Annotated in this window: 20 protein-coding genes; 10 read left to right on the forward strand and 10 right to left on the reverse strand. The window is 34.4% G+C overall.

The features are described 5' to 3' along the window. Positions 1-63 precede the first annotated feature (63 nt). The 3 genes from IEV63_RS10215 to gldJ form a co-directional block, all read right to left on the reverse strand. On the reverse strand, positions 64-1,410 hold the full coding sequence (locus IEV63_RS10215) for an MATE family efflux transporter (RefSeq protein ID WP_188406715.1): 1,347 nt from the start codon (positions 1,408-1,410) through the stop codon (positions 64-66). A 1-nt stretch (position 1,411) separates the two neighbouring features. Beyond that, a complete protein-coding gene (locus IEV63_RS10220; protein ID WP_188406716.1) occupies positions 1,412-2,689 on the reverse strand; it encodes a UDP-N-acetylmuramoyl-tripeptide--D-alanyl-D-alanine ligase in 1,278 nt (425 codons plus the stop codon). Positions 2,690-2,763: 74 nt separating this feature from the next. After that, positions 2,764-4,425, reverse strand: a complete 1,662-nt coding sequence (gldJ, locus tag IEV63_RS10225) for a gliding motility lipoprotein GldJ (RefSeq protein ID WP_188406717.1) — start codon at positions 4,423-4,425, stop codon at positions 2,764-2,766. Positions 4,426-4,598: 173 nt separating this feature from the next. On the opposite strand from gldJ, the gene porU reads away from it, so the two are divergent. From porU to IEV63_RS10260, 7 genes are all read left to right on the forward strand, one after another. Continuing rightward, positions 4,599-8,441, forward strand: a complete 3,843-nt coding sequence (gene porU / locus IEV63_RS10230; protein WP_188406718.1) for a type IX secretion system sortase PorU — start codon at positions 4,599-4,601, stop codon at positions 8,439-8,441. A 40-nt stretch (positions 8,442-8,481) separates the two neighbouring features. Next, a complete protein-coding gene (gene porV / locus IEV63_RS10235) occupies positions 8,482-9,645 on the forward strand; it encodes a type IX secretion system outer membrane channel protein PorV (RefSeq protein WP_188406719.1) in 1,164 nt (387 codons plus the stop codon). 7 nt (positions 9,646-9,652) lie between these two features. Then, the gene (gene cdd, locus IEV63_RS10240; RefSeq protein WP_188406720.1) at positions 9,653-10,135 is read left to right on the forward strand and encodes a cytidine deaminase; all 483 of its coding nucleotides are present in this window, start codon (positions 9,653-9,655) and stop codon (positions 10,133-10,135) included. A gap of 168 nt (positions 10,136-10,303) precedes the next feature. Continuing rightward, positions 10,304-11,302 carry a pyruvate dehydrogenase (acetyl-transferring) E1 component subunit alpha gene (gene pdhA / locus IEV63_RS10245; RefSeq protein WP_188406721.1) on the forward strand — a complete coding sequence of 333 codons (999 nt, stop codon included), beginning with the start codon at positions 10,304-10,306 and terminating at the stop codon, positions 11,300-11,302. 9 nt (positions 11,303-11,311) lie between these two features. After that, positions 11,312-12,988, forward strand: coding sequence for a pyruvate dehydrogenase complex dihydrolipoamide acetyltransferase (locus IEV63_RS10250; protein ID WP_188406722.1), 1,677 nt, complete (start codon positions 11,312-11,314; stop codon positions 12,986-12,988). Positions 12,989-13,111: 123 nt separating this feature from the next. Next, positions 13,112-13,849, forward strand: coding sequence for an MlaE family ABC transporter permease (locus IEV63_RS10255; protein ID WP_188406723.1), 738 nt, complete (start codon positions 13,112-13,114; stop codon positions 13,847-13,849). Beyond that, positions 13,849-14,613, forward strand: coding sequence for an ABC transporter ATP-binding protein (locus tag IEV63_RS10260; protein ID WP_188406724.1), 765 nt, complete (start codon positions 13,849-13,851; stop codon positions 14,611-14,613). The genes IEV63_RS10255 and IEV63_RS10260 overlap by 1 nt, the downstream gene beginning before the upstream one ends. A gap of 28 nt (positions 14,614-14,641) precedes the next feature. On the opposite strand, the gene IEV63_RS10265 is transcribed toward IEV63_RS10260, so the two are convergent. The 7 genes from IEV63_RS10265 to IEV63_RS10295 all read right to left on the reverse strand — a co-directional run bounded on the left by IEV63_RS10265 (position 14,642) and on the right by IEV63_RS10295 (position 20,762). Next, complete coding sequence (locus tag IEV63_RS10265; RefSeq protein WP_188406725.1) at positions 14,642-16,090, reverse strand: DUF389 domain-containing protein; 1,449 nt, start codon at positions 16,088-16,090, stop codon at positions 14,642-14,644. Continuing rightward, entirely contained in the window at positions 16,090-17,172 is a 1,083-nt protein-coding gene (locus tag IEV63_RS10270; RefSeq protein WP_188406752.1) for a mannose-1-phosphate guanylyltransferase, read from the reverse strand. Before IEV63_RS10270 ends, IEV63_RS10265 begins: the two co-directional genes overlap by 1 nt. Positions 17,173-17,186: 14 nt before the next feature. Then, positions 17,187-17,780 (reverse strand): SprT-like domain-containing protein, encoded by a 594-nt coding sequence (locus IEV63_RS10275; protein WP_188406726.1) that lies wholly within the window; start codon positions 17,778-17,780, stop codon positions 17,187-17,189. Between the two features lie 2 nt (positions 17,781-17,782). Then, positions 17,783-18,466, reverse strand: coding sequence for an SDR family NAD(P)-dependent oxidoreductase (locus IEV63_RS10280; protein WP_188406727.1), 684 nt, complete (start codon positions 18,464-18,466; stop codon positions 17,783-17,785). A gap of 1 nt (position 18,467) precedes the next feature. After that, on the reverse strand, positions 18,468-19,379 hold the full coding sequence (locus IEV63_RS10285) for a M20/M25/M40 family metallo-hydrolase (RefSeq protein ID WP_188406728.1): 912 nt from the start codon (positions 19,377-19,379) through the stop codon (positions 18,468-18,470). Positions 19,380-19,448: 69 nt separating this feature from the next. Then, entirely contained in the window at positions 19,449-19,778 is a 330-nt protein-coding gene (locus tag IEV63_RS10290) for a MerR family transcriptional regulator (RefSeq protein ID WP_188406729.1), read from the reverse strand. Further along, positions 19,779-20,762 carry a M23 family metallopeptidase gene (locus IEV63_RS10295; protein ID WP_188406730.1) on the reverse strand — a complete coding sequence of 328 codons (984 nt, stop codon included), beginning with the start codon at positions 20,760-20,762 and terminating at the stop codon, positions 19,779-19,781. A gap of 118 nt (positions 20,763-20,880) precedes the next feature. On the opposite strand from IEV63_RS10295, the gene alaS reads away from it, so the two are divergent. The 3 genes from alaS to IEV63_RS10310 are packed head-to-tail and all read left to right on the forward strand — an operon-like array spanning position 20,881 to position 25,020. After that, entirely contained in the window at positions 20,881-23,514 is a 2,634-nt protein-coding gene (alaS, locus tag IEV63_RS10300; protein WP_188406731.1) for an alanine--tRNA ligase, read from the forward strand. Between the two features lies 1 nt (position 23,515). After that, positions 23,516-24,463, forward strand: a complete 948-nt coding sequence (locus tag IEV63_RS10305; protein WP_188406732.1) for a GSCFA domain-containing protein — start codon at positions 23,516-23,518, stop codon at positions 24,461-24,463. After that, positions 24,460-25,020, forward strand: coding sequence for a TetR/AcrR family transcriptional regulator (locus IEV63_RS10310; protein WP_188406733.1), 561 nt, complete (start codon positions 24,460-24,462; stop codon positions 25,018-25,020). Before IEV63_RS10305 ends, IEV63_RS10310 begins: the two co-directional genes overlap by 4 nt. Positions 25,021-25,029: the final 9 nt, after the last annotated feature.

Raw genomic sequence — 25,029 nt, forward strand, 5'->3', positions numbered from 1 at the left:
TCTAAAAGCAAAAATCAATATTTTTAAATAGTATTTACAAGAAATTTAAAATAGCAATTGGTGTTAAATTGAATTAGCCTTTTCTAATTTAGCCTTTGCCACGTATTTGTTTTTAAATTTGAAAACCAAAACGCTAGAACGAATAAGCATCCAAACAAAAAAGGCAATCCATATTCCATAGAGTTTTAAGCCTAAATAATCGGTAATAAGTAGGGTTGGAATAAAGCCTAGAAAAGTTGCAATTACTAATAAATTACGAAGATATTTAGCTTCTCCCATACCTTTAAATATACCATCGAACATAAAAGCAATAGCATTTATGGGTTGCATAATTAAGACAATCCAAAACACACTTTCAAAAAGCCTCAGAACCGTTTCATCTTTGTTGAACAATAAGCCAATTTCTGTATAAAACACAGAACACATTATTCCTAGTACAATTGCTATTCCAACAGCATATTTACTTATGTCTTTACTTAAACTCCAAAGTTTAAGATACGCTTTTTCACCTAACAACTTTCCGCCAATTGCATTTCCTGCATTAGCATAACCATCAATAAAAAAAGAGAAAAACAACCAGATATTCATCAATATACTTTGTGCCGCTATGTATGTATTTCCATAAGCTGTTGCGTAGGTATTTGCTAAGTAAATAGCAATGTTTAAAGAAAGCGTTCGAATAAACAAATTAGCACTCATTAGCAATAAAGGTTTCATTTCTGGATTTATTCTTAAACTCAACTTTAAATGAAACGGAGTTTTTTTGAAGAAAAAATACAAAGCCATAATCAGCATAACTAATTGTGCGGCTATACTTGCCCAGGCTGCACCAATTATATGAAACCCGTTGAACCAGCCATCAATACCATATACCAAAATATAATTTAAACCGATGTTTACAGCACCACCAGCTAAACTACACTTCATAGCCCAAAGCGTGTTTTGTAACCCACGAAACACACCAAAAATAGCAAATGTTACTAGTGTTAGAGGGAACCCTAAGGCTCTTATCCGGTAATAACTCGATGCATAATTTAAGATTAATCCGTCTGCATTATAAGCTTTAAATATTAATTCGGCAAAAACTGCAGAACTGAAATAAATAATTAAGCTCAGTAAAAAGTTGAACAAAATTACCTGCGGTACTAAGGTCTTAATACTTAGAATTCGATTTTGCCCTAGTCTTTGGGATATTACAGCAGATATAGCTGTTTTAGTTTGCGCAATAATCCAAATAATAGCCGATAAAAACGAACCTACAATTCCAACAGCTGCAAGTGCTTCAACTGGATTTTTTTGAACATTTCCAATTATAGCAATATCTGCTAAGGATATTAAAGGTTCTGCAATTCCTGCAATTATTGCAGGAATTGCAATTTTATTGATGTCTTTAAAGCTTACTTTTTGCATTTTATAAATCGACCAAACAGCGTTCTAAGGCCATACCACGAGAACCTTTCAATAATATATGAAAATTAGTTATAACATTTTCTTGTAAGTGAATTTTCAAATCATCAAAATTTTTGAAAGCAGAAACTATATTTTTTAAATTTTTGTTTGCATCAAAAAAGGTATGTCCACAAACCAAAATTGTGTCAAATTTTAGCTCTTTAGTTAGTTGAATTATAAATTCGTGTTCTTTAATTGCATCTTTACCAATTTCAAACATATCTCCTAAAATCAGCATTTTTTGTTTAGCTTTAATAGCTTCAAAATTTCGTAAAGCTGCTTCCATGCTTGTAGGATTGGCATTATATGCATCCATTAAAATTGTGTTTTTTTCAGTTTGAATGAATTGAGATCGGTTTTCTTCGGTTGTAAAACTTTCAATTCCTTTTTTTATTTCGCTAAACGATAGCTTAAAATATTCCGCAATTCCTACTGCTGCAGCTACATTTTTAAAATTGTAGCTTCCAAACAATTCACTTTCTATGGTATTATTTTGATATTTAATTTTTAACTTAGGATGGGTTTGTAAGCAGTTAACAATGCAGTCTGCATTTTTTTCTCCTATTGTAAATCGCTTCATGTTTTTAGTTTTAGATAACTGGATACTATCTTCTGCATTTACGAATGCTAGCCCATTATTATTTGAAATAAAACTATACATTTCAGATTTACCTTTAATTACGCCTTCTACACCACCAAAACCTTCTAAGTGTGCTTTGCCGTAATTGGTAATATATCCAAAATTAGGTTCAGCAATTTTGCATAATGCTTGAATCTCTTTTTGGTGATTAGCTCCCATTTCTACAATGCCAATTTCTGTACCTTCATTAAAGGAAAGTAATGTTAACGGTACCCCGATATGATTATTTAAATTGCCCTTGGTAGCAACCGCTTTCAATTTTTGTTGAAGTACATTTAAAACAAGTTTTTTGGTTGTAGTTTTTCCATTGCTGCCCGTTATAGCTAAAATGGGAAGATTAAGAAATCTCCTATGATAGTTAGCTAACTCTTGTAAACAAGTAAGTACATCCTTGCAGTAGAAGTATCCTTTGCCTTGAAGGTCTTTATCGTCGACTACAGCTAATTTAGCTCCTTTGTTTAACGCATCTTCTGCATAATTGTTACCGTCAAAATTTTCACCTTTAAGGGCAAAAAATATTGAGTTTTCTCCGATTTTCCTTGTGTCTGTTGCAATCCCACTACTTTTTAGGAAATCTGAATGTAAATTAGAAATATTCATAACCATGTTAAGTTTGAAAATAAAAAAAGCCTTTTCACAAAGAAAAGGCTTTTTTAAAATATATGTTCTACAATTTAATTTCTAGTTCTACCTTTTTGGTTGGACTTAGATCCAACTTTAGACATTGCATTTCTAAATCCGATATAATCTGTCGCCATGTGTTGTGGGTAGTATCTTCTTTGAGCAGGATCTAACCAATATGCTCTATCTCTCCAAGATCCACCTTTCAATACACGAACCTTATCATCAATAAGTGTTGATCGGTTATTACTCTCATCTTTTTTTCTAACCATTTTCCCTGTATTTGGGTCAACAGTAATTTCGTTTTCAGGAGAATTGTACATTTTATTATCTACAGCTGTACTTGTTTGGTCGAAATAAACAGAAGATGCTTTATCTCCATCACGATAATTTACATTATAGCTTTCGTCAAATTGCGTACGCATGTAGGTTTCTTCTTCATCAATAGGTTGCTTTTGAATTTCACCAGGTAAATTAACAGCTACAATTTTAGCATTAGGTAAAGTATCATAAACCACTTCAGAAGCATCTAAAACTTTAACAGTCCCATCATCTTTGATTACATTTTTGGTGTAAACATTTCCTCGATAGTAGTTAAAATCGTTAAACTCGTTGTCTACTATTGGTCTGTAAACGTCGGCTACCCATTCTGCTACGTTACCAGCCATGTCGTATAAGCCATAATCGTTAGGCTCAAAAGATTTAACCTCTTCAGTAATGTCGGCACCATCATCACTCCAGCCACCAATTCCGCCATAATCGCCAGAACCTTGCTTAAAGTTTGCTTTTTGGTCACCTAGTGATTTTCTGTTTTCAGATCGCGTGTAACGACCATCCCAAGGATATTTTTTTCGACCACGATACGAATTAAAATCACGAATTGATGTCTGACCTAAGGCAGCATATTCCCATTCAGCTTCGGTAGGTAATCTATAATCTGGTAATAACACACCATCTTTTTGTTGAACAAATTTGTTTCTTCGTTCTCCATTTTCATCTTCATAACCTTTATTGTCTGACTGGCGACCACCAAGTAATTTTTCTTCATCGCCTCCATAAACTTGTGTAGGTGTATTAATATAAGTTTCAGTGGTAAATACTGATGTTGCAGCAGATTCTAAACGACCAGTTTCGCTGGTATAACCTTCTTTTTCTAAACGTAATTCGTTTACACGATCTGTTCTCCACTTGCTAAATTCTACTGCTTGAACCCAATTTACACCTACCACAGGATATTTTCTGTAGGCGGGGTGTCTTAAATAATTGTTGGTCATGTTTTCATTGAAACCAAGCGGGTTTCTCCAAACTAAAGTGTCGGGTACAGCACCATAATAAATATTTCTAAAATTAGATTCTGTAGGTGGAAATGTCTTTTTTAACCAATCTAAATATTCTAAATACATTAAATTGGTTACTTCATGCTCATCCATATAAAAGGATTGCACATGTTGTTGTGTAGGTGTGTTATTCCAGTCTTTCATCGGGTCGTCTTGAACTTTACCCATAGTAAAAGTACCACCTTCAACAAAAACCAAATTAGGACCAGGTTCTTGTTCGCGGTAATCGGTTTGGTATTCAACACCGCCGTCTCTTCCACTCAGATCCCAACCTGTGGCGCTAGAATACTTATCGTCGTTTTGAAAAAGCGAACAGCTTGTAACACTAACAACAACACTTAAAATAAGGAAAACTTTCCAGTAAGATTTGCACTTCATAATGATAATTTTATCCTAAAATAGGCTCGCAATATACTAATTAACGATGTAAAATCAAGTTTATTTTTATTAAATAGAGATTGCATTCATTTTTTAAACAAAAAAAGTATTTTTGAAGCTAAATAATACTTGCTGTAAGTTTACGTTATGCAGTAGATGAAGTTATAAATTACATGAGAAAAATATTTTTTAATTTTTTAATATTCATTCCTTTTTTTTGTGCAGCACAAAAGCAACAGATTAATTTAGAGTGGGTTGATGCTGAAAATGTTTCGTCTAGTGCAGATGAGCCAATTCTGATTCCGAGTTTCGATGCAAAATATCGTTATTATGATATTAACCTTAAAAAGCTAAGGTATGTACGTAGTTTTGATGGAACTCAATATTACGAAATATCAAATCCTGTTTATGAAGATGTCAATACAAACTTATTAAACAATATTGATGTAAATACAAGTCAATTAGAATATAAGTTTGGCTTAGGTAAAGCACGCAACTCTTCAAAAACAGTCTTAGAACTTAATCCCTTTGTTAAGGTTAATAATAAAGTACAACGTTTAGTTAGTTTTACACTTGCAAAAACATCAACTAAGCCCAAATTTTATCTACAACAAAAAAGCAACAACGATGTGCCTTCGGTTCAAAATTCAGTTCTTGCTTCTGGAAAGTGGAGAAAATTTTACGTTGAAGAATCAGGTATACATCGTATCGATTTAAGCTTTTTGCGAGACTTGGGGTTTTCGAATGACGAAATCAGCCCCAACACGTTAAAGATTTACAGTCACGGTGGAAAAATGCTTCCCTTAATCAATGCAGATACACCTCCAGACTTTTTCGGTTTACCCGAAATCCCATTGCAACTCGATTTGAATAATCCTACTCAGTTAGCTAGTGGAGATGCTATTTACTTTTATGCAGAAGCTACTGAAGGTCAATATTCACAAGAAAATGAAACCCATTTGAATTTATATGCAGATCGTGCTTACTATTATGTAACATTTAACGGTGGAAATGGTAAGCGGATTACGCCAGCAGCAGAGCCAACAGCTCCAGCAATACAAAGTATTACTACCTTTAACGATTTGCAATATTATGAAGTTGACGAAAGCTCATTATCTTTAGTGGGAAGGCGTTGGTTTGGCGATCGATTTGATATTACAACACAACGTAATTATAGTTTTGAGTTTCCTAATTTAGTTACATCTGAACCTGTGCAACTTCGAATTTTATTGGGTGGTATAGCTGTAAATACCACATCTTTTTCGGTTGGTTTAAATGGTGAATTTTTAGGTAACGCTAGTGTCCTATCAACTGGACGCGATTTACCTTCGAGAGGAACCACCTTTAGTAGGGTTGTAGATGTAAATTCGAATTCGATCGAAATTGCTTTAACTTACAATAAACAAGGAAATCCAGCGGCTCGTGGCTTTTTAGATTATATCCAGATACAGGCTGTTAGAGAATTAACGGCAACAAACCAACAGTTTAGCTTTCAAAATAATCAAGTAGCTCAACAAATAGGTGTTGGTGAATATATATTAGGAAATGCGAGTCGAGTTGAACAAGTTTGGGATATTACCGATATACATAATGTGCAAGCTTACAACAATCAACAAGCTTCGAATACATTTTCATTTAAGGTTAATTTAGGCGAGCCTAGAAAATACCATACTTTTTTAACAACGGATGTGCTTAGGCCAAGGATTGATGCAAGCCAACGAAATGTTGTGAATCAAAACCTAAAAGGAAGTATTTTTAATAATTCTCAAGGTCAATTTGAAGATGTAGATTATGTGGTGATTACACACTCTAACTTCATTCCGCAAGCAAATCGCTTAGCTAATTTAAGAGCAAATAGCAGTTCGTTAACTACTCGGGTGGTTAGTTTACAGGAGATTTATAACGAGTTTAATTCTGGCAAACAAGACATCGCTGCTATACGTAACTTTATTCGGTATATGTATTACAATGCATCTTCGCCCGAAAATAGATTGAAGTTTGTCGCTATTATTGGCGATACTTCGGTAGATTATAAGGATAGACTTCAAGGAAATAACAATATTGTTCCTACTTTTCAAAGCTTAGGGAGTTTTGCAACCACGGTAAGCTCTTTCATGTCGGACGATTTCTATACAATGATGGATCCAGATGAAGGAAGGATGATTTTTTCTAATGAATTAATGGATATTGCAGTAGGGAGAATTGTCGCCGATACGCCACAAATAGCCGACCAAATGATTGACAAAATTGAAGCTTACGAAAGTAGACCTTCTTATGCCAGCTGGCGAAATAACTTTTTATTGATTTCAGACGATGTAGATGTATCATGGGAGCACCAACAAATACAAGTACAACTAGATGATTTAGGCGATGAAATTTCTGCCAATAAACCAAATATTAATGTAAAAAAAATTCATTCTGATGCTTTTCAGCAAATATCTTCTGCAGGTGGCGATCGTTATCCCGAAGTCAACAAAGCCATTACAGAAGAAATAGAATTAGGTGTTTCAGTGGTAAACTATTTTGGTCATGGTGGTGTAGATGGCTTAGCACAAGAACGAATTGTTACTGTTGGTGATGTCCAGTCTTGGCGAAATCCATCGAGATATAATGTTTTTATAACGGTTACTTGCGATTTTACTAAATTTGATAATCCTTTGCGAGTAACTGCAGGTGAGTTGTGCTATCAAAACCCACAAGGTGGCCCAGTTTCATTAATTACCACTACACGAGCTATTGGTGTGGGAGACGGGGTTAGTTTCAATAATGTATTGGCACCCTTTTTATTCGATTACCAAAATACTGGAAATACAGTTGGCGAAGCTGTGCAGCAAACCAAAAATAATCTAGGCACAAATGGCAAGCGAATTGTTTTTTATATTGGCGATCCAGCTCTTAAATTACCTTATGGCGAACCAAGTATTCGTTTAACTTCGCTCAACGATCAAGCCTTTGGTCAAGCCAACGATACGCTTAAAGGTCTAAGTAAAAACAAAATTTCAGGAGAAATTGTAGATGCAAGCGGAAACCGAATTACAACCTACAACGGAAATTTAACTACTACTATTTTCGATAAACGCATTGAGCGTTCTACGCTTGCTAATAATGGAACTACAAATGGAAGTGGTGAATTACTTGTTTTAGATTTTACAACCTTAGGGGAAACGCTTTTTAAAGGACAATCTACTGTAAGGGAAGGTATTTTTGATGTTGAATTTATTTTGCCAAAAGACACTCGTGTACCAGTTGATAATGGAAGAATAAGTATGTATGCCGTACGCGATAACATCTTAGAAGATCAAGTTGGGTTTTCAAATGAAATTTTAGTGGGAGGAATTAACGAAAATGCCCCAGAAGATAACGACGGGCCGCTAATTCAATTGTCCATGAACGACGAAACCTTTGTAGATGGTGGTATTACCAATAGCTCTCCATTTATTTTAGCCAATTTAGAAGATATGAGCGGAATTAATACCGCTGGTGGAATTGGTCATGATATTGTAGCTATTTTAGATGAAAATGATGAAAACCCTGTGGTGTTAAATGAATATTATGAAGCCGAAGCAGATAATTTTACGCGTGGTAAGGTATATTATCAATTGCGCGACTTAGAACCAGGTCCGCATGTGTTGCGTTTTAGAGCTTGGGATACTTACAATAATTCATCTTTAGCAGAAATCCATTTTACTGTTTCTAGCGAAGAAGAATTAAGTATTACGCGGGTATTGAACTATCCAAACCCATTTACTGACTATACTGAGTTTTGGTTTAACCACAATCGGCCGTTTGAACCCCTAGAAGTACAAGTGCAAGTTTTTACAGTAACCGGAAAAGTAGTTTGGTCTCAAAACCAAGTAATCAACACCGATGGATTTTTATCTAGAGATATTATTTGGAACGGGAGAGACGATTTCGGCGATCGTATTGGGAAAGGGGTGTATGTGTATAAACTTACCGTCCGTTCAACATTAACCAATCAAAAATCAGAGAAATACGAAAAACTCGTTATTTTATAGTTTATAATAAAACCTATATTTGCAAACATTTAAAGAATTTATGAAAAAGTATTTTTTACCCCTTATTGCTTGTTTTTTAGTAGTACAAACTGGATTTAGTCAAACAGAGCCTGTTCGGCCAATTTCAACTGCAGTTCCATTTTTAGGTATCCCGGCAGATGCTCGCTCTTCAGCTATGGCAGACCAAGGTATCGCCACGCCTGTAGATGCGTTTTCACAGCAGTGGAATCCAGCTAAATTTGCCTTTTCTGAAGTTAAACAAGGGATAGGCTTTGGTTATACCCCGTATTTACGTGAATTAGTAGACGATATCAATTTAGGGACCTTAACTTACTTTAATCGTATTAATGAACGTAGCTCATTTTCTGGTAGCCTGCGCTATTTTGGATTAGGAGGTGTCGAGTTAAGACAAACTGCAGAACAAGTTGGAAGAGATGTAGAACCTAACGAACTTGCTGTAGATGTAAGTTATGCACTGCGTTTGAGCGAAAACTTTTCTATGGCAGTTACAGGTCGTTATTTACGTTCAGATTTAAGAATACCAAGTGGTATACAAGATGCTTCTGCAGCCAATAGTTTTGCTGCGGATTTACACGCTTTTTACCGTGGACCCGTAAAGGCTTATAAGGATTTTGATGGGCGATGGAGAGTAGGAGCTGCCATTACCAATATAGGTCCAAAAATTAGTTATGATAATGAGTTTGATAATTTTATTCCAACTACTTTTAAAATTGGTGGAGGTTTCGATTTTATCTTAGATGCTTCAAATAGAATAGGTGTTTATGTGGAAGCAAATAAGCTTTTAGTGCCCACACCACCAGAAATTCCAGAAGATGCTACAAATGAAGAACGCCAAGCATTAGCTGAAGAATACCGTAATCAAAGTCAGTTTGGAGCAATTTTTTCTTCTTGGAATGATGCACCCGATGGTCTTTCAGAAGAATTTAAAGAAATAATTTGGTCACTCGGAGCAGAATATTGGTATGAAGATAGTTTTGCTATCCGTGCAGGTTATTTTTATGAAGCCCCCGAAAAAGGCTTTCGCCAATACGCAACATTTGGTTTCGGTTTTAAGTATTCTTCTGTAATAATCGATGCTTCTTATCTGTTCTCTACAGCACAAGGCGTTACAAATCCATTAGAAGGAACACTTCGTTTCTCACTCTCATTTAATATTGGAGATAAAGCATATGTAGAATTTTAATTTCAGCATGATAAAAAAGCAAATTACTACAGAAATAGAAGTTTATGAAAAGGAAAGTGAGCTTCCTAAACACATTCAGCAATTAATGCTAAAAGCAAAAGAAGTTCGCTTAAATGCATATGCGCCTTACTCAAAATTTTTAGTAGGTGCAGCAATTTTGTTAGATAATGGAGAAGTAGTTACGGGTAGCAATCAAGAAAACTCTTCGTATCCATCTGGTTTATGTGCAGAAAGAACAGCTATTTATGCTGCTGGAGCAAATTATCCGAATCAAAAAATATTACAAATTGCAATTGCTGCTGGACCTAAGGAAAGAGAAAACATTAATCCTGTGCCACCATGCGGTGCATGTAGACAAGCCATTGCCGAATACGAACAAAAGCAAGAGCAAGCCATAGAAGTTTATTTTATGGGAAAAACAGGTAAGGTTTGCAGAGTTGCTTCACTATTAAGTCTATTACCTTTGGCTTTCGATAGGCATTTTTTATAATTTCAAATTAACTACAACGGTTTCGTAATTCTTCTAGCCATTATAAATCTTAAAGTGTTTTCAAATCCTATTTATTATATTACTTTTGTAATTCTGTTTTTTTTAAACTAATAATCATAGTTTATTATACTAAAAGCAGTTAGACGTAAAAGCAAAAATAATTGTGAGATGAAGAAAATCACCAAAGAGACTTACCTAAATTGGTACGAAGAAATGTCCTTCTGGCGCAAATTTGAGGATAAACTTGCTCAAGTTTACATTCAACAAAAAGTAAGAGGATTCCTGCACTTGTATAACGGACAAGAAGCAATCTTAGCAGGATCTTTACATGCAATGGATTTAACTAAAGACCGTATGATAACGGCCTACCGTAACCACGTTCAGCCTATTGGGATGGGTGTAGATCCAAAACGTGTTATGGCAGAATTGTACGGAAAAGGCACAGGAACATCGCAAGGTTTGGGTGGTTCTATGCATATTTTTTCAAAAGAACATCGTTTTTATGGTGGTCATGGTATTGTTGGTGGCCAAATTCCTTTAGGGGCGGGTCTTGCTTTTGCAGACAAATACTTTAAACGCGATAGTGTAACTTTATGTTTTTTTGGCGATGGTGCCGCAAGACAAGGGTCTTTACACGAAACATTTAATATGGCTGTAAATTGGAATTTGCCAGTTGTTTTTTGTGTTGAGAATAATGGTTACGCCATGGGAACTTCTGTTAAAAGAACTGCAAGCCACGAAGATATTTGGAAGCTTGGCCTTGGATACGAAATGCCATGTGGTCCAGTTGATGCAATGAATCCTGTAAAGGTAGCAGAAGCAATGGATGAAGCAATCGATAGAGCCCGTTCTGGGAAAGGTCCAACTTTCTTAGACTTAAAAACCTATCGTTACCGAGGACACTCCATGAGTGATGCTCAAAAATATAGAACAAAAGACGAAGTAGAAGAATACCAAAAAATAGATCCTATTACTCAAGTGAAGGAGATTATTTTAGATAAAAAATACGCTGATGAAGATGAATTGAAAAAAATCGACAAAAGCGTAAAAGATCGCGTAAAAGAATGCGAAAAATTTGCAGACGAATCTGATTATCCAGATAAAAATGTAATGTATGACGTTGTTTACGAACAAGAAGATTATCCTTTTATTCCACACAAATTATAATATTTTATTATGGCTGAAGTAGTAAATATGCCAAGACTTAGTGATACCATGGAAGAAGGAGTGGTGGCTAAGTGGCTAAAACAAAAAGGAGATAAAGTTGAAGAAGGCGATATTTTAGCTGAAATCGAAACTGATAAGGCAACTATGGAATTCGAGTCTTTCCACGATGGAGTTCTTTTGCATATTGGTATAGAAGAAGGTGAAGGTGCTCCGGTAGATTCTCTTTTAGCCATTATTGGTGAAGAAGGAGAAGATGTTAGCGATTTAATTGAAAAATCTAAATCTGGAGAAAATACTGAAGAGAGTAAAAAAGATGAAGCTAAAGAAGACTCATCAACTAAAGAAGATTCATCAACAGAAGCTGAAAACGAAAGTCAAGATGCAGAAGGAATTCCAGATAACGTAGAAGTGGTAACTATGCCTAGGCTAAGCGATACCATGGAAGAAGGTACCGTTGCAACTTGGTTGAAAAAAGTAGGCGATGAAGTTGAAGAAGGCGATATTTTAGCTGAAATCGAAACCGATAAAGCAACTATGGAATTCGAGTCGTTTTATAGCGGCGAATTACTTCATATAGGTATCGATGAAGGCGAATCTGCTCCAGTTGACGATGTATTAGCTATAATTGGACCTAGTGGTACAGATGTTGAAGCTATTTTAAAATCGGTTAAATCAGGTGGAAAAAGCAATAAAAAATCTGATCAAAAAGCTAGTGAAAATGCTTCATTTAGCCAAGAATCAGAAAATCAGTCAGAAGAAAATACTACTGAAACAAACGATGGAGAACGAATATTTGCTTCACCATTAGCTAAGAAAATTGCCGAAGAAAAAGGCTATAAACTTTCAGATATTAAAGGTTCAGGCGAAAATGGTCGCATTGTTAAGAAAGACGTAGAAAGTTTTACATCAAAGACAGATGCTCCAAAAGCTAGTGAAGCAAAATCTGAAGATAAAACACAAGCAAAAGAAGAAAAGCCAGTTGAAACTTACGTTCCAGCGGGCGAAGAATCTTTTGAAGAAGTGAAGAATTCACAAATGCGTAAAACCATTGCTAAGCGTTTATTAGAATCTAAAAATGCGGCTCCACACTACTATTTAAATATAGAAGTGAACATGGATAATGCAATGGCATCTAGAAAGCAAATTAACGAAATGCCCGATACCAAAGTTTCGTTTAACGATTTAGTCATTAAAGCTTCGGCTATGGCTTTGCGAAAGCATCCACAAGTGAACACACAATGGAAAGAAGATGTTATGCGTTATGCAAAGCATATTCATATTGGTGTAGCTGTTGCTGTAGATGAAGGTTTAGTAGTTCCTGTATTGGAATTTGCAGACCAACAAACGCTTAGTCAAATAGGAAATAATGTAAAAAGTTTAGCAGGTAAAGCCAGAAATAAAAAATTGCAACCCCAAGAAATGGAAGGCAGTACTTTTACCGTTTCTAACTTAGGCATGTTTGGTATTACTGAATTTACAAGTATTATTAACCAGCCTAATTCTTGTATTCTATCGGTTGGGGCCATTGTAGAAAAGCCAGTGGTTAAAAATGGAGAAATTGTGGTAGGCAACACCATGAAACTAACTTTAGCTTGCGACCATCGAACTGTAGATGGTGCAACTGGAGCAAAGTTTTTACAAACTTTAAAAACCTATTTAGAAAATCCAGTTACCATGCTCGCGTAACTTAAAATAAATGTATACTACAAAACCTACTCTTTATAATGAGTAGGTTTTTTGTTTATTATAAGAAACAAAATCCATTTTAAAGACATATTTTTTCTATTTTTAAAAATTCAAAAAAAATAAATGAATTACGTATCTTCCATAGGTCTTTATTTTATTATGATTAAAGATACTTTTCGTAGAATGACTAAGCGAAGTGTCTTGTGGAGACTAATTTTTCAAGAAATAAACGACTTGGTATTAAAGTCGATGGGGATAGTAATTTTCATTTCCTTTTTTATTGGTGCTGTAGTTACCATACAAACCGCTCTTAATTTAACTAACCCTTTAATTCCGAAAGAGCTTATAGGTTACGCTGCAAGACAATCTATATTATTAGAATTTGCACCTACTTTTGTGTCGGTAATTATGGCAGGTAAAGTGGGCTCGTTTATAACATCTAGCATTGGTACAATGCGCGTTACAGAACAAATTGATGCTTTGGAAGTAATGGGGATTAATTCGCTAAATTATTTAGTATTTCCTAAAATCATTGCTATGCTAATGTATCCTTTTATAATTGGTATCGCTATGTTTGTAGGTATTATGGGAGCCTATTTAGCTGGTGTTTATGGTGGTTTTTTAGACGGAGCTCAATTTTTAACTGGTTTAAGAGACGATTTTATTCCCTTTCATGTATTTTACGCATTCTTTAAAACTTTAGTATTTGCATTTTTATTAGCAACTATTCCGGCTTATCATGGGTACTATATGAAAGGTGGAGCGCTAGAAGTTGGAAAAGCTAGTACAACATCTTTTGTATGGACTAGTGTTGTAATTATTATTACCAACTATATTATAACTCAACTTTTATTAAGCTAATGATTAAAGTAGAAAACTTACATAAATCCTTTGGAGATACTAAAGTGCTTAAAGGCATCTCTACAGTTTTTGAAAAAGGGAAGACCAACTTAATTATCGGTCAATCAGGTTCTGGTAAAACAGTGTTTTTAAAAAATTTAGTGGGTTTATTTGAGCCAGAACAAGGATTCATCTATTACGAAGACAAACGTTATCAAAACCTAACTGCATCCGAACGAAGAAACCTTAGAAAAGAAATGGGAATGGTTTTTCAGGGTGGAGCATTGTTCGATTCGATGAATGTAGAAGAAAACGTGAAATTTCCATTGCGGATGTTTACCAAACTCAGCAATACTGAAATGAAAAATCGTGTTCAAGAAGTTTTAGAACGTGTGAATTTAAAGGATGTAAATACACGTTTTCCTGCAGAAATTAGCGGTGGAATGCAAAAAAGGGTTTCAATTGCTAGAGCTATAGTTAACCAACCAAAATTTTTGTTCTGTGACGAGCCTAATTCTGGTTTAGACCCAAGAACAGCAACAGTAATCGATAATCTTATTCAAGAATTAACCAAAGAATACAATATTACAACCGTAATAAACACCCACGATATGAATTCTGTGTTCGAAATTGGTGAAAAAATTGTGTATTTACAAGATGGTAATTTGGCTTGGGAAGGAACTAAAGAAGAAATTCACCATAGCGATAACCAAGATTTATCAGATTTTGTCTATTCATCTAACTTATTTAGAAAGGTAAAAAAGGCTTACCAAAGAGGTTTGTAATTCAACTTTAGCAAACGAAATAAAATAGTTAATTGCTAACTGTTTCTGTTGTTTCAATATCTACTTTTACTTTTCCCTGCTTAATTTTAAATGCGAGCCAATCGCTTAATCTTTTCTCAAAATCTTGTTTTTCTTCTTTTTCTAAAGGAGTTTTCCATTTAATTTTAAAATAAGGAACGGTGTCTAACTTATTGAAATCGGTAGATAGTAATTCTGCATATTCTACATTGGCTACATCACCATAGTTTAATTTTATTTCTTGAGCAATATCACCAAAAGGAACGTATTTAACGCTAGATTTAATTTTTTCCATTTCTTTTTTAAGTTCATCTATCTCCTTTCCTTTGCTAATTATTTCTAACGAATCTCGAGACTTTAATTCTAAGATGTAGGTCATTTGATCAAAATTTTCTGAGTTTTCATTCTGAAGAATTTTTAACTTGGCATCTTCGAGAGCAGAATAAGAAGACAATTTAGCTTTCCATAAATCAATTACAGATTGTGGTATTTCTTTTCCTAAAAATGAAACTTCTATCTCAGGATCGATCCCAGAATTATAATTGTAAACTGTTGCATTTTTTTGAATGAAGGCATTGGGGTATTCTATTAATTCTTGCTCCACAAAACGTTTTGCATCTTGCTCAAAATAAGATTCTTTTAATAAATTATAAAAAAGATAAATACTAGGAATGATTACAATTACTGCAATAGTTGAAGCAATTTGAGCAATGCGTTTTCTACGGATAGAGTTGGCATATTTAACCAATGGGAATTTTAAGATTTTTGAAACAACAAAAGTAGAAAGTGCAATGAAAATTGTGTTGATGGTAAATAAATACATCGCGCCACCAAAGTAGCTTAAATTCCAAACAGCTAAACCATAACCAGCTGTACAAAGCGGCGGCATTAAGGCAGTAGCAATTGCTACACCCGAAATTACAGTAATGATAGTTCCTTTTTTCGTTTTAGCGATGATTAAGGCTAAGCCACCAAATATGGCAACTAATACATCTAAAATAGTAGGATAAGTTCTTGCTTCTAATTCTGGTGTAAGCTCAGTTAGTGGCGAAACTTGAAAATATAAAAATGCAGTAAGCAAACTCAAACCCACCATAACACCTAGATTAATTAAAGACCTTCTTAAGGTGTCAATATCATTAATGGCAACTGAAAATCCTAAACCTACTATCGGACCCATTAATGGTGAAATCAACATCGCGCCAATAACAACCGCTGTTGAGCTTACATTTAAACCAACAGAAGCTACAATTATCGAAAAAATTAAAATCCAAGCAGTATGACCTTTAAAAGGAATGTCTTTTAAAATGGCTTCCATGGTAGAATCCCGATCGGTGTCTTCTCTTATGTCTAGTAGTTCATGTAAAAAAGAACGAATGCTTCCATATGTTTTTTTTACATTTTTTTGAACTTCGTTTTTTTCCTTTTGTCCCGAATTATTTGTGTTTTGTTCTTCCATTATTCATAAGTCTTGCCAAACTTTTTAATAGCATTCGCTCTTATCTGTTTGATGTCCTGTTCTTTTTCTTTAGGTACAATTACTAAAGCGTCTTTATGGTCTACAATAATGTAATTTTGCAAACCATCTACCACTACTAACTTTTTAGAAGAAGTACGAATAATGTTTCCTTCTGCATTATTTAGCAATATTTCTTGAGAATTAATAATTACATTTTCATGTTCATCTTTAGGTAATTCTTCATACAACGAACCCCAAGTGCCTAAATCACTCCAATCGAAACTTGCTTCTAACATATGCACATTACTTGCATGTTCTAAAATAGCATAATCTATCGAAATATTTTCAGCTTGTGTATAATTTGAATCTAGAAAAAATGATTCATCCTTTGTATTGAAGCTTTCAAGTCCTTTTTTAAATAAACTATACATATTTGGTTGATGCTTTTTAAAAGCATTTACAATAGCCTTTACACTCCAAATAAAAATTCCAGCATTCCAAAAATAATTACCATCAGCTAAAAAAGTTTTAGCCGTTTCATAGTTTGGTTTTTCAGTAAATCGTTCAACTTGTTTGATAGGCGATTTGTGAAATTGTTCTGCTTTTATGTAGCCATAACCCGTATTTGGAAAAGTGGGTTTTATACCTAAAGTCATTAAAATTTCTTGACGTTGAGTAGCATCAAAAGCTGCTTGAATATCGCTGTTAAATGAAGTTTCGTCTTCAATCCAATGATCACTTGGAGCAACTAAAATTTGCGCATTTGGATTTTCTTTTTGAATTTTTAATACTGCTAATAAAATGCAAGGTGCGGTATTTCGCACGGCAGGCTCTAAAACTATTTGCCTGTCTTCGATATTAGGAAGTTGTTGTTTTACTATATCTGCATAATCAGCATTGGTTAAGATGAAGATATTTTCGGCAGGAGCACTTTTTTCTAAACGGTTAAAAGTAGATTGAAGCAGGCTTTTTCCAGTTCCCAACATGTCGTGAAATTGTTTAGGAAAATCAGCTCTACTAACAGGCCAAAAGCGCGAACCTACGCCGCCAGCCATTAAAATTGCATAGTTATTTTTATTAATCATTTTTAGTTTCATTATAATGGTTCAACTTCTGCATGGGGCTGAAAAACATAAATTTGTCCTGTATGTTCGCAGGTACATTCGTATCGTTTTATGCGCTTTTTTCCTTTTGTAAAAACCCTTCCATTTTCTATTCGGAATCGTTTACCCATCGGAATTTCAAATATATAGTTTTTTAAATTAGGGGGGTCAAATTCTTTTAAAGCAACCGATAAAACTGCATCAGTATCGCTACTTGCTGTAGGATTTCTAAAATGCTTGGCTAGTAAAGGGAGCAACTTATTCGGGAAAATTTCGGGTGTTAAAAAAGGGAGCATTAGTAGTTGAAAACTCTGTTTCCATTCTATTCCGTGGGGTTTTATGCTGTTTCCATACTTTTCGTAGGCAAATAAATGAGCAAACTCGTGTATTAAAGTCATTAAAAACTTATACTGGTTTAAACTTGCATTAACCGTAATTTTTACTTGCCCTGTGGGTAATTTACGGTAATCGCCATGTCTAGTTTTTCTTTGACCGACAATTTGTAGTTGTACACGGTGTTTTTGAATAAGTTGAATTGTTGGCTGGACAGCGCGTTCAGGTAAATATTTTTTTAAAACATCTTTCACTTTTAAGGAGTTGAATTAGAAACTTGAAGCAGCTTTCCGTTATAAAACTGATGTCCTGTAAGCGCAAAATTAGCAATATAACTTCCCATTTCTTCTGCGCTTACAGGAGCTTCGAAACCAGGAAATGCTTCAGCTAACATCTCGGTCTGCACTGCGCCAAGTGCCAACACATTAAAACTCGGACCATTTTCTTTATATTCTTCAGCAAGTAATTCGGTAAAAGTAATTATTGCAGCTTTACTTGAACTGTAAGCAGCTAATCCAGGAAATTTCACGCTTCCCTGCACTCCGCCCATGCTACTTATGTTTAGTACATGCGAGTTTGCTTTAAGATAGGGTAATATTTGATGTGTAAGATTAAATACAGAAAACACGTTTACTTCATACACTTGTTTTACATCTTTCATTTTTGTACCTGCAAAATCTTGTTTTAAGAAGAAGCCTGCATTATTGATTAAAACATCTACAGCTTCCCAATTTTGCTTTACATAATTTACCGCTTTTTTAATTTCCTTTTCATCTCCTAAATCGCAAGATAAAGCAGTAACGTTAGGAAGTTTTAAATTTGTTACAGGTTTTTCATTCCTAGAGAGTGCCAAAATTTGATGCCCTTGTTGGGCTAAAAGTTTCACCATTTCAAAGCCTATTCCTCTACTAGTTCCTGTTATAACAATGTTTTTTTTCATATTAGTTAAGCTTAATTTCTTTTTCAGTTGAATTAGCCATTCCGCTGATACCTGGTATAAATGCTTGAATTACATTCTGCATGTGGTTGGTGTCTATTTCTGAAACTTCATCATCTACATGATGGTAATAATCGTAATTGGTAAAATCGAATGTACAAGCAGTTTGTGCTGGAATATTAAATTCGCTAAAAAATGGATAATTATCGCTGCGTTCAAAAAGTTGATAATCCTTAGCTTGTGGTAAAAAACCAAGCACTTCAGCTTCAGCGTAAACATTAAATTTTTCAGCAAAATTAGATGCTCCAAAACCAGTAAAATAGGCTAAATACGGCTTATTTTGCATAGGCACGCCAACCATTTCAATATTAAAAACAGTGTATAAGTTTAGTTTTTCTTTTTTCATTCGTCCGGCTAAATGATAAGAACCAAGAAGTCCCATTTCTTCAGCACTAAATAGAGCGAAAATTAAACTTCTTTTGCTTGGATTTTCAGCAAAATGTTTGGCTATTTCCATCACTGTAACCGTACCCGATGCATTATCGTTGGCACCATTAGCAATTTTGTCGCCATTTATTTCTTTTCCTTTTCCAATATGGTCGTAGTGAGCACCTATTATAATAAATTCGTTTTTTAATTTTGGATCCGTGCCTTCAACCAAACCAATTACATTATAAGCTGCTTTATTTTTAACCTGAAAAGAATCTCGATAAGTTTCGTAATAAGGTTGAATGTTATGTTTATGGAAGAAATTTTCAATATAATTGGCAGCTAAATTGATGCCTTCTGAGCCAGTTTCTCTTCCTGTTAACTCATCTGAAGCTAAATAGGTTAAATGTTTTTCAACATTATATTGAGCCAAAAGGCTAAATGGCATGCTTAAAAGACAAGCCATTACTAAAAAAATATTTTTCATAGGATTTATTTTAAAGCAAATTAAGCATTGATGATTACTTGGGCAAATTGAATTTGACTTAAGTTTATTTTATAATTGCTCCTTAATTTTGAGTAATTCGGCTTTTACATTTTTAAGTTTGCTAATCATTTCAAAGCTGCTTAAGGTTTTGTTTTTTTCTTCTTTAAGGTGAGTTTTGGCTCCTTCTAAAGTAAATCCACGCTCTTTAACTAGATGATAAATTAACTCGATAGTTTTTACATCTTCATTGGTAAACTTTCTGTTTCCTTTGGCGTTTTTTTTAGGTTTAATTTCATCAAATTCTTTTTCCCAAAACCTAATTAATGATGCATTTACTTCAAAAGCTTCAGCAACTTCTCCAATACCATAATACAATTTGCCTGCTAGTTTTGTTTTCATTTAGTCTAAAGATTGGTTTTCTTGTGAAGCTTTATTCAACATAATGTTGTAGTCTTCAGTGGTTAAGTCGTTGTAATAGTAATCGATAGGATTTACCGGTCTTCCGTTTCTTCTTACTTCGTAATGTAAATGTGGACCAGTAGACTTCCCTGTGTTTCCTACAAAACCGATAACTTCTCCACGACTTACTTTTTGGTTTCTACGCACGTTAAAATCGCTTAGGTGTGCATAATAAGTCTCTATGCCAAAACCATGGTCTAAAATAATCAAGTTTCCAAAACCACCCGATCTTCGGGTTCGTTTAATTTCTTTAACCACAGCATCTCCAGTTGCATAGACTTCGGTGCCAGTTGGTGCAGAAAAATCCATGCCATTGTGCATTTTACGGTGTCTATAAATAGGATCCATTCGCATACCATAACCCGAAGCTGTTCGTTTTAAATCGTCATTCTTAACTGGCTGAATGGCAGGAATACTTGCCAAAAGTGCATCTTTATTTTCGGCCAATGCCGTTATTTCGTCTAGCGATTTAGAATGGACTACAATTCGTTTGGATAGTTGGTCTAGTTTTTTCTTCGTACTAATAATTAGTTTAGAATTATCGTAACCTTCTAAGTCGTTGTAGCGGTTAATTCCACCAAAACCTGCCTTTCGTTGTTCAGGCGAAATAGGGTTGGCTTCAAAGTAAACACGGTAAATTTTGTCGTCTCGTTCTTCTAAATCTTCCAAAACGCTAACTACCTGATTCATTTTTCTATTCAATAATTCATATTGAAGCTCCATGTTTTGTAATTCTCTCTTGTAAGCTTTTTCCTTAGGGGTTTCTAGGTTCGGGATGTTTAAATAAATTATTAAAAACAGAACCGAAGTTACCATTACTCCTAAGATAAACAAAAGGCTTAAGCCTATTCTTTTACCTTTTTTAGGTTCGATCTTTCGGTAAGAAAGTGTTTCAGAATCGTAATAATATTTAACCTTACTCATTCTCTAAATTATACTATTTTTGCGAATAAAATTGAATTGCATCGCTCATCAAACAATATACAAAGATAAACATTGTTTTTTGGATGGATTAATTCACCTAAAATTATAGTTTCATTTTATGAAATCAACCGAAATAAGAAATCGATTTTTAGCATTTTTTAAAAGCAAATCTCACCACGTTGTTCCTTCAGCTCCAATGGTTTTAAAAGACGACCCGAGTTTGATGTTTACCAATGCAGGCATGAACCAGTTTAAAGAGTTTTTTTTAGGAAACTCAAAACCAAAATACCATCAAATTGCAGATACACAAAAATGTTTGCGCGTTAGTGGTAAGCATAATGATTTAGAAGAAGTAGGAAAAGATACCTACCACCATACGATGTTTGAGATGTTGGGAAATTGGAGCATAGGCGATCCAACAGACTCATCGGTTGGTTATTTTAAAATGGAAGCGATTGAGTGGGCTTGGGAATTTTTAACTGAAGAATTAAAAATTGATAAATCATCGCTTTATGTTACTGTTTTTGAAGGTGATCAAGCCGATGGTACAGCTAAAGACGATGAAGCATACCAAATATGGAAGCGCATTGTAGACGAAAATCAAATTTTACTTGGAGATAAAAAAGATAATTTTTGGGAAATGGGCGACCAGGGTCCATGTGGTCCTGCTTCCGAAATTCACGTAGATATTCGCTCTCCAGAAGAAAAACTTAAAGTATCAGGTAAAGATTTAGTAAATAAAGACCATCCGCAAGTAGTGGAGATTTGGAATTTAGTGTTTATTCAATATAACAGATTAGCCAACGGCAAACTACAGGAATTACCCGCAAAACATATTGATACAGGAATGGGTTTTGAACGTTTAAGCATGGTTATGCAAGGTGTTCAATCCAATTATGATACTGATGTTTTTACTCCTTTATTGTCTGAAATTGAAACTATTACAGGTTGTGCTTACGGTAAAACTGAAACTATAGATATTGCGATGCGTGTAATTGCTGACCATGTTAGAGCAGTCACTTTTGCTATTGCCGATGGGCAATTACCGAGTAGCACAGGAGCTGGGTATGTAATTAGAAGGATTTTACGAAGAGCTATTCGCTATGGATTTACTTTTTTAAATACCAAAGAAGCTTTTATTTTTAAATTGGTAAAAGTGCTTGTCTTTCAAATGGGTGATGCTTTTCCTGAGTTACAAAAACAGGACACTTTATGCGAAAATGTAATTCAAGAAGAAGAACATTCCTTTTTGCGAACATTGGCACAAGGTCTTACTTTATTAGACCAAATGATTGATAAAAATAAAGGGAATGAACTACCGGGCGAAAAAGCCTTCGAATTATACGATACCTATGGTTTTCCAGTAGACTTAACTTCGTTGATATTAGAAGAGAAGGGGTTGACTTTAGACGAAAAAGCTTTTCAAAAAGCTTTACAAGTTCAAAAAAATCGATCGAAGGATGCAGCAGCTTCTCAAACAGGAGACTGGAAGGTCTTGTTAACAAATGAAGCTGATCAATTTATAGGGTACGATACCTTAAAAGCTGATGTAAAATTGGTGAAATACCGAAAAATAATCAGTAAAAAAGATGGTGAACTATATCAATTGGTGTTTAATCAAACTCCATTTTATCCTGAAGGTGGTGGTCAAGTAGGCGATAAGGGTTATGTAGAAAGTGCTAATGGAGATGTTACCTACGTAATCGACACCAAAAAAGAAAACAACTTAATTATTCATTTTACAAAACAATTACCCGAGCAAATTGAAAAAGCTTTTACTGCGGTTGTAGACCAAAAGTTCAGAGCATTAACAGCTAGAAATCATACGGCTACACATTTGCTTCATCAAGCTTTGCGAACAGTTTTAGGAGCACATGTTGAGCAGAAAGGCTCGTTAGTAAATGCTAATTATTTGCGTTTCGATTTTTCTCATTTTTCAAAATTAAACGAAGAAGAATTAAAGCAAGTTGAAGCTTTGGTAAATGCACGAATTCAAGAGCAGCTTCCGTTAGTAGAGAACAGAAATATTCCTTACCATCAAGCTATTGAAAATGGAGCCATTGCCTTATTTGGCGAAAAATATGGCGATGAAGTGCGAACTATAAACTTTGGAAAATCAACTGAACTCTGTGGTGGTACACACGTACAAAACACGGCTGAATTATGGCATTTTATCATTACCCAAGAAACTTCTGTAGCTTCTGGGATACGCCGAATAGAAGCCATTACTAGCCAAGTGGCAAAAACTTATTTAACCGATAAAGTCAAAGCTTTCGATCAACTCCGAAAAATGCTTAATAATAGTAATGAACCCGAAAAGGTTTTACAGAATTTGCATGACGAGAATTTTCAACTTAAAAAAGAAATAGAAAGCCTTAAAAAAGCACAAGCTAAAAATTTAAAAGGCGATTTAAAAAATGAATTGCAAGAAGTTAACGGAATAAAATTTCTTGCAAAACAAGTAGATTTAGATGCTAATGCAATGAAAGATTTGGCTTTTCAACTTGGTGGTGAAGTAGATAATTTGTTTTTGATTTTTGGTGCCGATGTAAATGGAAAAGCTTTGTTAACTTGCTATATTGATAAAAAACTGGCTAAAAACAAACAGTTAAATGCTGGGCAGATTGTACGCGAATTAGGTAAACACATACAAGGCGGTGGTGGTGGCCAGCCGTTTTTTGCCACCGCAGGGGGTAAAAATCCAGACGGAATTGCAAAAGCGCTTCAAGCAGCAGAAAACTTTATAAAATAGCATGAAATTATCTACTCCCATATTAGTAAAGTCGCCAGATTTAAAACTGAATTATGGGAGTCAGTTTTTTAATATCGGTTCTTGCTTTGCAAATAATCTTGCGAATAAGCTAAGTTACTTTGGATTTAAAACGCAACAGAATCCTGTTGGAATTTTGTTTCACCCTTTTGCTATTGAACAATTCTGTAAATGGCTAGAAGCTGAAGCCATCAATCTAGATTTATTTGTAGAACAAAACAAAGTTTGGAAATCATTGCAAGCACATTCTGTAGTACAGGGAGAAACTCCCGAAGATTTACTTTTCAATTTACAAAAGGCAGTTGTAGAAACTCGAAATTATTTAAAGACAACAGACACTATTTTTATCACTTTCGGTACCGCATTTGTTTATCATCACCTTCCCACCAAAAAATATGTGGCCAATTGCCAAAAACAACATTCTTCTTTATTTAAAAAGGAACTCATTGAGATTAAAGCTTTAGTAGAAGCTATGCAACAAATCATTAAAACGCTTTCTAAATTTAACCAAGCAAACATCTATATTAGCGTTTCTCCTGTTCGGCATATTAAAGATGGGTTAGTAGAAAACAACTTGAGCAAAGCAAATTTGTTGGCTGCGGTACATCATGTTATTGAAAATAATACAAATGTAGATTATTTTCCAGCTTATGAAATTGTAATGGACGAACTACGGGATTATCGATTCTACAATCGCGATTTATTGCATCCTAACGAGTTGGCTATCGACTATGTTTGGGAAAAATTCAGTATTGCTTTTTTTGAAGAAAATGCTCTACAATTGATGCATAAAGTAGGTAAGTATAGAAAATTAAGTGCACATCGACCCTTGCAAGAAAACAAAGCTACTCAATTAGCTCATTTAGCTAAAATCAATGCTTTTAAACAAGATTTATTAGCAGAAGAACCCCATTTGCAACTCGATAAATGACAAATAAAAATGAAATATTAAAAGTAGCTGCGCAGCTCATACGCGAAAAAGGATATGTTGGTTTAAGCATGCGCGATTTAGCGAAGGCAATTGGCGTAAGAGCTTCTTCTTTGTACAATCATATTCCATCTAAACAAGCTATACTTAATGAAATAATTCTTCATTTAGCTGAAGAATTTACTTCTCAAATTAAAAATGTTGCTACAGAGCAAATTTCAAGCCTAACCAAACTAGAGCAAATTATAGAACATCATGTAGATTTAAGTTTGCACTCTCCCAATCAATTAGCTTTGCTAAATAATGAATGGATGCATTTAGAAGGCCAAGCATTGGTTAATTTTAAAACTAAGCGGAATCAATATGAAGAAAGTCTTCGCCAAATTATCAATGCTGGAAAATCTACCAAGGAGTTAAAACCACTTCATACAGAACTCGTTTTGTTTTCTATGCTTTCTACCTTAAGAAATCTAAATCTATGGATTAAAAAGCGTGGTTCAATTCCATCAAAACAACTCAAAAAAGAACTCAGTCAAGTATTACTTAGCGGTATAGCTTAATATCGGATT

The sequence above is a fragment of the Psychroflexus salis genome, from assembly GCF_014640175.1.
Taxonomy (GTDB): domain Bacteria; phylum Bacteroidota; class Bacteroidia; order Flavobacteriales; family Flavobacteriaceae; genus Psychroflexus; species Psychroflexus salis.

Excerpts from the sequence above, each read along its gene's own strand:
- IEV63_RS10215 (WP_188406715.1), bottom strand. The coding sequence starts at position 1,410 with ATGCAAAAAGTAAGCTTTAAAGACATCAATAAAATTGCAATTCCTGCA.
- IEV63_RS10220 (WP_188406716.1), bottom strand. The coding sequence starts at position 2,689 with ATGAATATTTCTAATTTACATTCAGATTTCCTAAAAAGTAGTGGGATT.
- gldJ (WP_188406717.1), bottom strand. The coding sequence starts at position 4,425 with ATGAAGTGCAAATCTTACTGGAAAGTTTTCCTTATTTTAAGTGTTGTT.
- porU (WP_188406718.1), top strand. The coding sequence starts at position 4,599 with ATGAGAAAAATATTTTTTAATTTTTTAATATTCATTCCTTTTTTTTGT.
- porV (WP_188406719.1), top strand. The coding sequence starts at position 8,482 with ATGAAAAAGTATTTTTTACCCCTTATTGCTTGTTTTTTAGTAGTACAA.
- cdd (WP_188406720.1), top strand. The coding sequence starts at position 9,653 with ATGATAAAAAAGCAAATTACTACAGAAATAGAAGTTTATGAAAAGGAA.
- pdhA (WP_188406721.1), top strand. The coding sequence starts at position 10,304 with ATGAAGAAAATCACCAAAGAGACTTACCTAAATTGGTACGAAGAAATG.
- IEV63_RS10250 (WP_188406722.1), top strand. The coding sequence starts at position 11,312 with ATGGCTGAAGTAGTAAATATGCCAAGACTTAGTGATACCATGGAAGAA.
- IEV63_RS10255 (WP_188406723.1), top strand. The coding sequence starts at position 13,112 with ATGAATTACGTATCTTCCATAGGTCTTTATTTTATTATGATTAAAGAT.
- IEV63_RS10260 (WP_188406724.1), top strand. The coding sequence starts at position 13,849 with ATGATTAAAGTAGAAAACTTACATAAATCCTTTGGAGATACTAAAGTG.
- IEV63_RS10265 (WP_188406725.1), bottom strand. The coding sequence starts at position 16,090 with ATGGAAGAACAAAACACAAATAATTCGGGACAAAAGGAAAAAAACGAA.
- IEV63_RS10280 (WP_188406727.1), bottom strand. The coding sequence starts at position 18,466 with ATGAAAAAAAACATTGTTATAACAGGAACTAGTAGAGGAATAGGCTTT.
- IEV63_RS10285 (WP_188406728.1), bottom strand. The coding sequence starts at position 19,379 with ATGAAAAATATTTTTTTAGTAATGGCTTGTCTTTTAAGCATGCCATTT.
- IEV63_RS10290 (WP_188406729.1), bottom strand. The coding sequence starts at position 19,778 with ATGAAAACAAAACTAGCAGGCAAATTGTATTATGGTATTGGAGAAGTT.
- IEV63_RS10295 (WP_188406730.1), bottom strand. The coding sequence starts at position 20,762 with ATGAGTAAGGTTAAATATTATTACGATTCTGAAACACTTTCTTACCGA.
- alaS (WP_188406731.1), top strand. The coding sequence starts at position 20,881 with ATGAAATCAACCGAAATAAGAAATCGATTTTTAGCATTTTTTAAAAGC.
- IEV63_RS10305 (WP_188406732.1), top strand. The coding sequence starts at position 23,516 with ATGAAATTATCTACTCCCATATTAGTAAAGTCGCCAGATTTAAAACTG.
- IEV63_RS10310 (WP_188406733.1), top strand. The coding sequence starts at position 24,460 with ATGACAAATAAAAATGAAATATTAAAAGTAGCTGCGCAGCTCATACGC.